The sequence below is a fragment of the Pedobacter foliorum genome (assembly GCF_013266735.1).
GTDB lineage: Bacteria > Bacteroidota > Bacteroidia > Sphingobacteriales > Sphingobacteriaceae > Pedobacter > Pedobacter foliorum.
The window spans coordinates 14,335-28,187 of the sequence record NZ_JABSNU010000014.1 but is presented as its reverse complement, the minus strand read 5'-3'; the positions used below and the strand labels follow the sequence as shown (position 1 = coordinate 28,187).

7 protein-coding genes are annotated in these 13,853 nt (G+C 37.6%); 3 read left to right on the top strand and 4 right to left on the bottom strand.

Features of this window, described 5'->3' with window-relative positions; all coding sequences use genetic code 11:
- The first annotated feature begins 101 nt into the window (after window positions 1-101).
- Complete coding sequence (locus tag HQN83_RS21065) at window positions 102-1,019, top strand: bestrophin family protein (protein ID WP_173093070.1); 918 nt, start codon at window positions 102-104, stop codon at window positions 1,017-1,019.
- 9 nt (window positions 1,020-1,028) lie between these two features.
- Here HQN83_RS21065 and HQN83_RS21060 read toward each other — a convergent pair whose 3' ends face one another.
- Genes HQN83_RS21060 through HQN83_RS21050 form a run of 3 tightly spaced genes read right to left on the bottom strand, consistent with a single transcriptional unit; the run spans window position 1,029 to window position 7,470 of the window.
- Window positions 1,029-4,205, bottom strand: a complete 3,177-nt coding sequence (locus tag HQN83_RS21060) for a GH92 family glycosyl hydrolase (protein ID WP_173093069.1) — start codon at window positions 4,203-4,205, stop codon at window positions 1,029-1,031.
- Between the two features lie 8 nt (window positions 4,206-4,213).
- Complete coding sequence (locus tag HQN83_RS21055; RefSeq protein ID WP_173093068.1) at window positions 4,214-6,529, bottom strand: GH92 family glycosyl hydrolase; 2,316 nt, start codon at window positions 6,527-6,529, stop codon at window positions 4,214-4,216.
- Window positions 6,530-6,552: 23 nt separating this feature from the next.
- On the bottom strand, window positions 6,553-7,470 hold the full coding sequence (locus HQN83_RS21050) for an endonuclease/exonuclease/phosphatase family protein (RefSeq protein ID WP_173093067.1): 918 nt from the start codon (window positions 7,468-7,470) through the stop codon (window positions 6,553-6,555).
- Between the two features lie 909 nt (window positions 7,471-8,379).
- On the opposite strand from HQN83_RS21050, the gene HQN83_RS21045 reads away from it, so the two are divergent.
- Both HQN83_RS21045 and HQN83_RS21040 read left to right on the top strand, forming a co-directional pair.
- A complete protein-coding gene (locus HQN83_RS21045; protein WP_173093066.1) occupies window positions 8,380-10,353 on the top strand; it encodes a hypothetical protein in 1,974 nt (657 codons plus the stop codon).
- Between the two features lie 179 nt (window positions 10,354-10,532).
- Entirely contained in the window at window positions 10,533-11,609 is a 1,077-nt protein-coding gene (locus tag HQN83_RS21040) for an acyltransferase family protein (RefSeq protein ID WP_217277444.1), read from the top strand.
- On the opposite strand, the gene HQN83_RS21035 is transcribed toward HQN83_RS21040, so the two are convergent.
- Window positions 11,606-13,852: a response regulator gene (locus tag HQN83_RS21035; protein WP_173093064.1), complete on the bottom strand. Its 2,247-nt coding sequence runs from the start codon at window positions 13,850-13,852 to the stop codon at window positions 11,606-11,608. The two genes, HQN83_RS21040 and HQN83_RS21035, sit on opposite strands and share 4 nt — an antisense overlap.
- Between the last annotated feature and the right edge of the window lies 1 nt (window position 13,853).

The window sequence follows — 13,853 nt, the reverse complement described above, 5'->3', positions numbered from 1 at the left end:
GGCAAACACTTAAGACTAGCCTTTTGAAGGCTCTGTAATCAGCACTATAGATTCGAATTTTATAGAATTGCTTTATCTTTGCATAGTAAACAATTTTCCAAATGATAATAAGAAAGAAGGAACACTGGTTTAAAATGCTCTTTATATGGCATGGGTCTGTACTACCAACTGTTCTGCCCCGACTAATCTTGCTCCTTATCATATCTATCTGTGTAGTGTGGCTTCGTGGAACCATTTTTTCATTCAAGATCCCCCTCAACCCTGTCCCCTTAACTTTATTTGGATTCGTACTTGCACTGTTTCTTGGTTTTCGCAATAATGTTAGCTATGATCGTTTTTGGGAAGGTCGAAAACTTTGGGGGGCTTTGTTAAATGACACCAGATCCTTAGCGCGTCAAGCTATGACCCTACCTAACATTGCAGAAGACAACAAATCAACCACCAACTTTATTCAGTTATTGATCTCTTTTACTTACGCATTAAAACATCAATTGAGAGGCACCGATGCCAGCCTGGATTTAAAAACCCGCCTCAACGAAGAACAATTTAAAATCATAGCACCAACAAAATTTAAACCGGTCATGCTCATGAAACTCATGGCCGAATGGATAAAGAACATTAAAAATGATAATAAAATAGACTCTATTCAGCAAGCCCGATTTGACGAAAATCTGGATAAGCTATCTGATATTGTAGGCGGTTGCGAAAGAATTATATCTACACCTATACCGTATAGTTATCGTGTTCTATTACATCGAACCGTTTATTCATACTGTTTTCTATTGCCTTTTGGTTTGGTGGATAGTTTACAATGGCTCACACCTCTTATCGTCGTTTTTATAGCTTATACATTTGTAGCCTTTGAGGCTATTGCCGATGAGATTGAACAACCATTTGGAACCGAAGCAAATGACCTAGCCCTTAATTCAATGTGCTTAATGATAGAAACCACATTATTGGAATTAGCCGGTGAAAGACTGCCTGAAGTTGAACCCCAAAATGGTGGAATAATTGATTAATTTATCATTTCAAATACCCCATTTAGAATTCGGCTTGTTACTCATCTCTAACACCAAGGTTCCTCCTTTAAAAACTTCACTTTGTAAAATCTTAAAATCCTGAATCAACCTCCCATTTAACTTTGCAGATTGGATATACTTATTTTCTTTTGAGGCATTATGCGCTTCAATTGTAAATTTCACCCCTCTGTTATATTTATTGTTAAATAGAATTGTGGTACGCGGATATCTGGGACTACCAATTTCATAAATGGGCTTTGCCGAACATCCTCCATCCATTTGAAAAAAGCCAATAGCACTCATAATGAACCAACTGCTCATTTGACCTAGATCCTCATCGCCCGGGTAGGCATCATAAGGCGTAGTTCCATAATACTGTTCCTGTATTGCACGAGTCCATTTTTGAGTAAGCCAAGGTTTGCCCGCCCAATTAAACAAATAAGCAACCTCCATCGCCGGCTCATTACCATGGTTAATCGGAAATGAAGAAAAATCATCTCCAGAGGCATTAAAATTGGCTACTGCCGACTTCTCCATTGCCTCATTTAAGCGATCGGCAAATCGCTCCTTACCCATTTCAACAATAAGCCCTTTGGGGTTATGCGGTACAAACCAGGTATAATTAAAGGCATTTCCTTCTACAAAACCAGGTGTATGGTAAGGGTCAAATGGGTTCAGCCAATTTCCTTCTTTATCCTTTGGCCTTGCAAAACCGGATTCTTTATCAAAGATATTTCTCCAGTTTTCTGACCGTTTATTAAAATGAGTATAATCTTCTTTATTATTTAACGCCAAGGCCATTTGTCCCAAACACCAATCATCATAAGCATACTCCATCGTATTAGACACCGACCCCATACCCAACGGGATGTATCCATATTTCATATAAGGTTCAATATCCTCAACACCTACAGTACCCCCGCCCGAATATTTTTGAGGAGCAGTAGTCAGCATTTTTTTGAAGCCGGAATAAGCAGTTTTCAGGTCAAAATCTCTGATACCACTTTGCCAGGCACCTTGTATCTGCGATACACCATGCATTGCCACCATCACTCCGGTATGCTCTATACCGGCAGGATCAGTATTAAACCAACCACTATTCTTGTAAAGCTCAATACCAGACCGTGCCCATTTTGAAGATATCTCGGGGGCAACCAAATTAAACAATTGTTGATTATTCCAAAAAGTATTCCAGTACTCCCCACTCACAATACAGTCTTCTTTATTCTCAAGCTGACGAGTCTTCTCATCTTCATCCACATACCTCCCATCAGCATCACTCCAAATTGCTTTAGCTGCAATTGCACGATATAAATTGGTATAAAATTTCACTTTTTGCAGATGATCGTCTGTCTCTATCTGAACACGTCCTAAATACTCATTCCATATCTCCCGTGCATTTTGAACCACCTTTTCAAAATTCCAACCGAAAGGTTCTATCATTTCTTTTTGAAGATTGTTCCTCGCTCCCGCCAAATCAACTAACGAGACTCCTGTTCGCACCTCTATTGCTTCCCCTTCTTTAGTTTTAAAATTTAGGAATACTCCCAGATCTCCTTTTCCTTGTATTGTATTTATATCGTTCGTAATAACTGGCTCAGATTCAAACTCATGAGTACGATTCCATTCTCCAATATATCCGGTAACAGGCTTTACCTTATCATTAACCCATCCCCCCATAGATTGAAATGGTTTGCTAAACTGCATCACAAAGTGAACGGTGTACAATTGTTCTAATGAATAGCCAGTAAATGCATTATAATAAGTAGCAAAACCCTCTATTTCGTTACCACTAACCTTTGTGACTTTTGCGTCTCTCAGGTTATGAGGGTATTCATTTGGAGTAAATAAATCAACCAATATTCTTGCTGAATCCAAAGCTGGAAAGGTATAACGTTGAAGAGATGCTCTTCTTGTTGATGTCATTTCAGCTTTAATACGGGTATCTGTCATAAATACGCTGTATTTCCCAATCAAAGCAGACTCCGATTTTTTATCAATTCTTGAACGATAACCATCATCCGGATTTTTTTCTGTACCCGGATTTACCTGCAACTTACCACTTGTAGGCATCGTTAGTAAACCACACATCGTCCAGTCAGAGAAATGACTAAAACCCATAATGTTATCTACGGTGTATTCATATCCTGCTTTCCAGGTTTCATCCTGATTATCAGGTGCTATCTGAACCATACTAAGTGGCAATGAAGGCCCCGGCTTAAACATCCACCTGGAATTTCCCGTTCCTATAAGCAAATCAACATAGTCTACATAAGTTTGAAGACCTTGTTTAGAACGATTTACATTACCTGTATAAATAATTTTATTACCTGCTTTTATGGTAACAGGTAGCGTAGAATTTTGTGTAGAGCTAGCTACTGCCGGCATAGGAATTTCTAGAATAGCATGTCCCTTTTCTACAGTTTTTGAAACAGGAGGTAATCCACCAATTGAAACACTAATAGATTCCTCTTTATCCATTTGAATAACATCAATAAGCAAAGGTTGAATCCGTTTATTACCTCTTTTCAGTTCAAATGGTGCAGCTTTCGCCGAAAGAATTAAGGACGATGCAATATCTTGAATTTGCAAATCCTCATCTCCTTCCATCCTAATGTCATCAAAAACAGCCCACGATCCTGATATCATGCCCATCTGAATGATGTTTAATCCTTTTTTCAACCAATTTCCCGGTATTTCAACCGATACAGTATTTTGTTTACCAGCAGAATAGTTCCCGTCTAATGCTTTTCCATTTCCAGCAGATACATTTAATTCCTGGCGGTGTCCATTTATTTCTACTCGCAATACCGTTGGTTTATTTGCATTAACATCAGCAAAATCAATAATGAGCTTAGCAGTGCCTTTTGAAACCTGATTCTTTAAATTAAATACTATTCTCGGAAAATGACGTGGATAAAATCCCGACCAATATCCACCACCAGCCCAACTATCTAGTGGACCAGGCAACACATAAGGCCAATGCTTTTGAGGAGTAGAATGACCGATTGAGAATACCGTATTTTCGCCACCAAAATCAGCCAGAAAACTACCTTTTCCTGCCGGAGCCAGTGCAAATTCAGCAGCACTATTATCTTGTTTTCCTATTTGCCAAAGTGTTTTTTTCTGGCCGTAAGTTGTTATAGAAATGAAGTATATAAATAATAGTAATCCGATTTTTTTCATTGCCTGTATCAATTTTTAATATGTTGTTTTCCCACTCCCCAATTTTTATTGGGCAACGGCCCCATCTCAAACTGCAATTTCCCTCCGTTCACAATATCCTTAAAATGAATTTTAGTTTGGGTTAGCGCCTTGCCATTTAAAGTGGCAGATTGGATGTAAATATTCTCCTTTGAATTATTATTGGCTTCAATAACAAACTCTTTTCCTTTATAAAACTTAGGGTCCAATTTAATTGTGATTCTATTAAACAGTGGACTCGTAAGGTCAAGCTCAGGATTCATTTCAGTACCACCCCGCATTTCAAACAACCCCATCGAGCTCATTACAAACCAACCGCCCATTTGTCCTTCGTCTTCATCACCCTCCCAAGCTTGATAAGGTGTGGCGCCATAAAACGTCTCCAAAATATCGCGACTCCATTTTTGGGTTAGCCAGGGTTTTCCTGAATAATTAAACAAAAAAGCAGGCTGCATATTTATCTCATTTCCCTGATTAATGTAAAACTCATTTCGTTCACCCGTTGTACGGTCTAAAGCATGGGCCGCAAATTTGTACTCTACCGATTTCTCGAAACCATCATCTAATCGTTTATTAAACAAATCCTTTCCCATCAAACCAATCAATCCTTCTACATCATGAGGTACATAAAATGAATACTCCCAACCGTTTCCTTCTACAAAAGAATTGTTTGAAAACTCATCGTAATTTGGCATCCATTTACCATTTGAATCTCTTGGAACTACAAACTTTAAATCGGTATTAAAAACATTCCTATAGTTTTGTGAACGTTTGATGAAATAGTTGTAATCGGCTTTTTTACCTAAGGATTTTGCCATTTGTGCTACGCAATAATCATCGAAAGCATAGTCCAAGGCCTTATTGGTTTTACCAATTTCATAGGGAACGTACCCAAATTTCATGTATTCTTTGAGCTTTGGATTTCCGGCGGAACCTCCATAAATATTCACCCCTTCGTTCATCATCATAAATTTTGCGGCTTCATAAACTTTCTCCGCAATGGTTTTATTTTTGATAATTCCCTTCTGATAAGCAGCAACCATTAAAGCAATTTCATGCGAGCCCTCCATAATGCCCGAATATTCAAGCCCAGTTGGTCCTTTACCCGTCCAGCCGGTATGCTTAAACAATTCCAATTGGGTTCCCACCCAGTTTTCCATAATATCGGGAGCAATTAAACTTAGCACTCCGTTAGAATTCCAAAACGTATTCCAAAATGCGTCACCGCCATATATGTTTTTGCTATACTTTAGCGTTTGAACGTTTTCTGCCGGATCTACATATTTTCCATTTACGTCATTCCAGGTTTGTTTAGCAGCAAAAACACGATATAAGTTGGTGTAAAATTTTGCTTTATCGGTTTCTGTGCCACCATCTACTTTAATGGTCGACAAAAGTGTATTCCAGGTAGTTTCTGCATTCTTTTTAACGGCTTCTATATCCCAGCCGAATGGCTCCATTTCTGTTTTTAAATTTAACCGCGCTTGTTCAATACTTACCAACGAAATACCCGAACGCACATTAACCTGATCCCCTTTTTTAGTTTTATAAGTAACAAAAGCACCAACATCTCCTTTTCCTGAAATCTCTTTGCAATTTCTAGTTAGTTTTTTTCCGGTCCAGGCATTAAAACTTTGAAAAGGCTTATCAAATTGAAGTACAAAACATACTTTATAATCATTAAAACCTCCCGAACTTGATTCGGCATACCCCTCAATCTCAGTTTCAGTCACTTTCGTGATTTTAGCATCTTTCACATTAAAATCATACTCGGCAGGAAACTGCAAATCGATTAAAACACGCGACTCTTTTTTCTCAGGAAACGTATAGCGCTGAAGTCCACAACGGGTTGTAACCGCCATTTCTGCTTTAACATCATGATCATACAGGTACACAGAATAATACCCTGGCGAAGCTTTTTCTGTTTCCTTTTGAATTCGTGAATGATAACCGGCACCGGCACCTTTATAGGGCGAATCAGTTGGCTCATCAGAATAACTTAAATCGGCAGTGGTTGGCATCATTCTCAAACCTGCCATCGTCCAGGCATGAAGGTGACTAAAGCCATCTACACTATTTATAGCGTACTCATAACCTGCCATCCAATTATACCCTTGATTAGCTCCCTGATTATCAGGACCTAACTGGATCATCCCATAAGGCATTGTGGCATAAGGCCCAAGCATCCAACGCGAATTGGATGTTCCCATAAAAACATCTACATAATCAATAGGTCTTTTTTCCTGCGCAAACAGTGCTATTCCATAAAAATTGAGCAGGCAAAATAATATGAGCTTAAGTTTCATTAGTGATGTGGTTACGATAGCTTTTACTTTATTTTAAATGTTGTTACTACAAAACCATGATCAGAAGGGTATAAAATTTCTTTACCATTCAATTTTATTGTGTCATTAAAAAACACCTTGTAAGACTCAGACTTTATTGCTTTTAGCTTTGGGCTTTTGAAAAATATATAATCTATACGATGGTCATCATTTTCGCCTTTGGTATGCCATGTAATACCAGGATGGGTCATCGCATTTGGATTCAAGGTTCTATAAGTATCTATCAGCTCTAGGTCTTCTAATACTTTTGTTGAATACCATGGAACCACCAAATTATTATGTATTTTCTTAGTATTCTTACCCCAATCCAAATGAGACGGGGTATTTAAATCTCCACCAAGTATCATCGGTATTGAGTCCGTTTCTGCAGCATACTTTTTTATGTAAGGCAGCACCTTTTGTATCATTTCGTATTTAGCTCCTGATTTTTCCCAAACAAGAAGCTCTGCTGTCGTTTTACCTAATTTTTCAGGCTCGTTTTCCCATGGTAAATAATGAAACCAATTCGAGAAAAATCTTATCTTTTGGTTTTGGATGATGACTTCTCTTCCACCCAAATAAAAAGGAAATTTAGTATCAATTCTTTCTCCAAAGGGATATCTTGATATTATTGACAAATTAACACTCTTATCATTTAAAGCAGTTCCTTCTGGAGCAATTAAATGAAAATTATACCCTAAGGCATCGGCTATTTCTTTACCTGAACCGTAAGTTTCCACCATCAATATTACATCCGGATTTATTTCTCTTATAATCTGTACGGCATGTGCTTTTCCATTCTCACTATCATTTGCTCCGTGCAGTATATTCCATGACATTACCTTAAAGGTACCAGGTTGCTTTTGAGCCTCACAGTTTAAAAAAAACAGGGTAAATGTTAAAAAGAATAGGGTAAATCTCATTTCAGGTTTTATAAATTTTAAGTTTTAGAAGCTTCATTATGGTGTTACCGTGCTTAAATCAATCAAAAACCAATATGTACAAACATATAAAACATACCAGAAACACTATTTATTAATGAAAAACTAACATCAGCAGCAATAAAAGAACATAAAGAGCACAGTATGTACAAACATAATAATTTAATAATTATCTGCAAATGTTTTTTTCGTACTAGAGCAAATTCCATAAGGATATCGTCAGTAGATCAACCAGGGGTAAAGCAGGACTTCGGCAGGGTCAAATCAGGCGATTTACCTCAGGTTAGCCTGAGAAGAGCCTGAGAAAAGCCTGATTTACCCCTCAGTATTCTCGACTGGGTATACAGCCGATTCCGACCGGGTGCACACCAAAACAAGGGGTATAAACTGAGAGATCCTGACCTCTAAGAAGCTGCGAAGCAAAATAAATTACCAATGACAAAACACGTTCACTATACTGAATTCGTCATGCCGGCGAAAACCGGTATCGGCATCACTCAAGAGAAAGAAAGCCCTGCTAGTGTGGGATCCTGATACCGGCCTTCGCCGGCATGACGAATTCAGGATTACGATCGCTTATACAATTATCATTACCTTCTTTTAAGCAGTGAATTGCTATTACCTTCTTTTAAGCCGTGATCGGTTAATAGTCAAATTTGCAGAGGCCTATACAAAAATACCTAGCATTAGGTATTTTTTCTTGCTTTTACATAGCCTATTTTTATATAGAACCTTTAAAAGACTTCATTATGAAAAAAATAGTACTTCCGTTTCAATTGATGTCTGCTTTTAGGTAGAAAATAAAACAAACGGCACATTATTAGGGGTATTAGCATAACGCACACCAAACTATCCAAAAAACTAACGTGTTTAATTTAACTCAAATGTAAAATGAAAAAGGCGATTTCTGTAACTGCTATAAGTAGTTTGTTTTTCCTGGTTTCCCTATTATTTTCTTGCAGTAAAAAAGACAAACACATGGAACCTTCACCAGAACCTGAAAAAACAATTCAATTCAAAACGGATTCTTCGAGAGTAAAGCCAGGCATGTTTGTTACACTTACTAGCGACAAGGCTTCGGATGCAAGCACTATCATAATTACATTAGGCGGAAAACAAGTTCAGATTGTAAAAATAGATTCTTTTCAGTATGTATTTTGTGTTCCTGTGTTACCTCCGGGAAATTACACTATTGATTTGTCTAAATTAAAGGCAGCCAACAATCCATCGATAACTATGTCTGATTATACAATCATTGCTAATCCGACAAATACTATTATGCAAACTATAAATCACTACAATAAAATTGCAGATAGTTTGGTTACTGCTGGTGCTGCCTCTACAAAAGAAGGAGAGTTTATGCATCAGTTAACGGATCAATTGTCAGAATACATGAATAACGCCGATGCAGATGAGAAGCAATTAATTGCCTATCAAGCGCAAACTGTTTTAGCACAAACTAATAGCAGCATTGCCAAATTGCAGAGCCCCTTAGGCGTACTCCCGAATAATAAATACAAAATCACAAGGGATAGAAGCACTCCTACTTATGCTGCAATACCCTCTTTTGCTAACAACTATGTTAAAACGAGTGCATCAGACGACCCCCCTTTTTCTTGGATAAATCTTTCGCCCGATAACAGTAGCGAGTTTTCTGACAAAAAGAACAAAGCGGCTTTTGCTTCGACTGGAGCTAACTTCGCTCTAGCAGGAGCACTTACAAGTTTTGGTTTTGTTGCATATTTGGCTGCTTTACCTCCACCAGTACTAGCTACAGCACAAAATATGTTAATTGGTGCTGCAGCAGCAGGCACAATACTGATACTATCAGCAGGTGTTTTAAAATCATATGCCAGAAGATTGAACGAAGAAATAGCAAATGAACAATACGTTTCGGAGAGCATTGAAAACAGTGAACCAAATACACCTATAGTATTTTCGAAAGCGAAAGAGATCGTTCAAAAATTAACAGGAGGTTTTAGAAACATTACAAAAAGCGATGAAACCACATCAAACCAGGAAATTGCAGGGTATATACAAAGCAACAATGAGTTGGCTACCACAGACAATAAGATAAAAATCAAACTTGATGAAATTAAGGCTAAATTTGGTTTCTTACTTTCCAAGGTTAAGAGCACATACAATGCTTATATCTCGCCTGTTTTGATCAAAGCAAAAGAAAAAACGAAAAGGCTACTTCCTAAATACATTACCATTAGTAATGTAAGCAACCCCGACATTGATATGCAGGCGGCAGAAGATGTCTATCAACAGTTACTATTATCGACAGCCAATTATAAAAACAATATTAAAACCAAAGTGTCATTTACATACACGGTTACCTACACACAACCGGCTACCGGCAAGAAAGTGAGCACTACCCAACAAGCTACCTTTGATGTAGATACAATTCCTACAAAAGTGTATAAAATTGGCGATAAAGGCCCAAAATCGGGTATTGTGTTCTTTGATAAAGGAAGCTATAGTTCGGATCGAGTAATTGTAGAAAATAACTTTGGCACCTACGTTTATCAAACAAGAAATAGTTGGAGATATATGGAATATAATGAAATTATTAATTCTGGACCATTTAGCAACACCATTTCAAATACAGATTGGTATTTAGCCTCAAAATACGAATTTGGTCTAATTAGGTGCAATCTGCCAATCAATAGTATCCCATTAAGCACAACCTCGACACAAAAATTCTGGTTTCGAGGTCCAATTAATCAATTCAACAGCCCAGATGTAGCCGAATATATAAACAACTTAGAAGATGATAAAGGTTGTAATAATTTCAACATTAATGTTTCAATGGAATATGCAACAAAAAATTATAGTCGAATTTTAATACACCATTTCTGAGAATATGTACCCCCCAATTAGTTCGGTAATTAGTGCGGGGTTTCTCTAACCAGTTTATATCTATTTTGTGTTTAATGATCTATTTAGCAAAAAAAATAACATATAATTTATATCTTACTCTTTGAGATAATAAATTATAATATTTTATGATGTTGCAAGAGCAGAAAAATACACGATTAATGTCTTTAGACGCCCTCAGAGGATTTGATATGTTTTTTATCATGGGGTTAGCCGGACTAGTTGTTGCTGTAACCAACCTATTCCCTGATTCCAGTACGATGATCTGGTTAGGAAAACAAATGGAACACGTGGAATGGAATGGATTAACTCATCACGATACCATCTTCCCATTATTCCTTTTCATCGCTGGAATTTCATTCCCTTTCTCATTGGACAAGCAACGGTCGGCAGGAAAGTCTGAAAAGGAAATTTATTTCAAGATTATAAAACGAGGACTAATGCTTGTCGTATTGGGCTTTGTTTATAATGGCTTATTCAAATTGGATTTCGAACACCTACGTTATGCAAGTGTTTTAGCCCGCATTGGTCTTGCCTGGATGTTTGCAGCCTTGCTATTTGTAAAATTCAATACTAAAACCAACGTCATTTTTGCTGCAGTTATGCTAGTTGGCTATTGGTTAATACTGTGGTTGGTGCCTGATTCGGCTACTCCATTTTCTCTTGAGAATAATCTGGTTGGTACTATTGACAGAATGCTACTACCGGGTCAATTTGCTTATGGGGATTTTGATCCCGAGGGTATTTTAAGTACACTGCCGGCAATTGCTATGGCTTTAATGGGAATGTTTACCGGAAAACTGGTTCAATTGCCAAATGAACAAGTTTCACAGAAAAAGAAGATGACCTATATGATTGTAGCGGCTATCGCCTTTATCACCATTGGATTGTTATGGGCAACTGTATTCCCGGTAAACAAAAAATTATGGACAAGTTCGTTTGTGTGTGTTGTATCGGGCTACTCCTTACTCTCATTTGTTTTATTCTACTATGTGTTGGATGTAAAGGGATATACAAAGTATTCATTTCTATTCCGTGTGGTTGGTCTAAATTCAATCACAATCTATCTGGCTCAGCATATAATTGATTTTGACCATATATCAAACTTCTTTCTTGGAGGAATAATAAGCCACTCTCCCGAGAATATCGGGGTTGTGATAAGTAAGGCTGGATACTTTGCTACCTGTTGGTTATTTCTTTATTTCCTTTATAAAAAGAAGATTTTCATAAAGGTCTAATTGCTCCATTTTTCAAGTTTATCCATCAAATCTTCTAAGCGAACTGGTTTACCAATATAATCGTCCATCCCGGCATCTAAACAATCTTGGTCATCACCTTTTAGCGCATTTGCTGTTAAAGCAATAATAACCGGCTGTTTCAATTGCTTTTTTCTGATCAACCTGGTTGCTGCTAAGCCATCCATTACTGGCATTTGTACGTCCATGAAGACAATGTCATAATCTTTTTTATTAACAGCCTCAATGGCCTCTTCCCCATTATTCACCACATCGGGTTTATAACCCAATCGATTAAGAACATTAACGATTACCAATTGGTTTATTAATTTATCCTCTGCTATCAGCAATTCGCAAGGGTAATTTATTGAAAAATCAGCAGACAATTTGTTATGAGATACCTGTCCTTCTATTTCTGCATCCGTTCTTATTTGCAATGCATCTGAGATTTGTTTACTAAGGATATGTTGGCGGATAGGCTTTGTCATTACCGAATAAAACAGACCACGTTGATCCTCTTCAAATTGTTCGCCAATAGAACTGAGCAAAAGAATCGGAATATTCGGAAAGCGGAGCTTCATCAACTTAGCCAGCATTACACCGTCCATTCCAGGCATTTGCATATCTGTAATCACCAAGTCAATTGCCGAATCAACCGACAGCATTGATAATGCTTGTTTAGCCGAACTAGCGGATATGGGCTGTAAGTTCCAATACCCAAGCTGCTTATTTAAAATGGTCAGGTTTGTATCATTATCATCAACAATCATTACTTTTTTGCCGGCATGTTCAGCCATGCTGTAATTAGCGTATGGCAACAGTAACTTAGTTCCAATTTGCGTTTGCATCATAAATGAGAAGGTCGATCCCTTATCTAGCTCACTCTCCACATTAATTTCGCCACCCATAAGTTTAACAAGCTTTTGTGAGATTGCGAGGCCTAAACCGGTACCACCATACTTACGGGTTGTAGAAGAATCAACTTGCGAAAAGGAGTTAAACAAATTACCTAATTTATCGGCTGCTATTCCGATACCCGTATCACGCACAGCAAATTTCAATTCGAACTGCCCATTTTGTAAAATATCCCCCACAGCAACCTCTACAAAAACCTCACCCTCCTCAGTAAATTTCATAGAGTTTCCAACCAAATTAATCAATACCTGCCTCAGTCGTAGCTGATCACCGACAATTTGTGAAGGAACATCTTCTTCAATATGATAGACTAATTCCAACTGACGTTCGGTAGATTTAACTGCGAAAACATCAAGGACATCTTCAATACATTTACGTAAATTAAAATCTTCAGACTCTAATTCCATATTGCCAGATTCTATCTTAGAAAAGTCCAGTATATCGTTGATCACATTAATCAATGATTCGCCACAATTGGCAATCACATCTGCAAACATATACTGCTCTTTGTTCAAGTCAGTTTCCTTTAAAAGCATCGCCATCCCCATTACCCCATTCATCGGGGTGCGGATTTCATGACTCATGTTAGCTAGAAAGATGCTTTTGGCCTGATTGGCTCCATCGGCTTCAGCTCTGGCTTTTTCCAATTCTAAGTTAGATATCTTAAGCTTCTCGTTGGCCTTTTCCAATACTTCTTCATTGTGTTTCCGAACCAATGATAGTTGAGCTTCTTTCTGTAGTTCGGCCATTGCTAAGGTCTGGGCAACCTGCCTTTCATTAGATTTCCTTAGTAAGTAAGCCCATAATCCACAGATAAAAAAGATCATGGCAGCCAGCAATATATGAACAATAAAAGTCTGCAGATCAAAATTACTCAACCGTGTAAAATAGATTCCACTTACCCCACTATCTTGCAAATAGCCAAATACCGCATGATGAACCATCACCACAATTAGCATAGGTATCTGTAGTTTCCATTTCTCATAGGAGATTAGCAGTGTACTGCCAATAAAGGCAAAGAAATGCATTTCGAATAGTCCATGCATCTGGTAAATAAACTGCGCCATAAAAACACCTAGCACTGCGCTTAAAACGTATTGATAAAGATCGGATGATGGTAAAAAATATTTCACCGAGTAATAAGCCACTAAAGAAAGACCACCTACTCCAAATGCAATTAACCAGGTATCATAAAATTGCGCAAAGATTAGCCCCACTATGAAGTACCCCCATAAAAAGTAATTCATTAAACGATCCGTTCTTTCCTTAACACCTAAGAAAAGCAAATGGTTTTGGTTATCAGAATTAGTGATATGATTGTTCGAAATCATT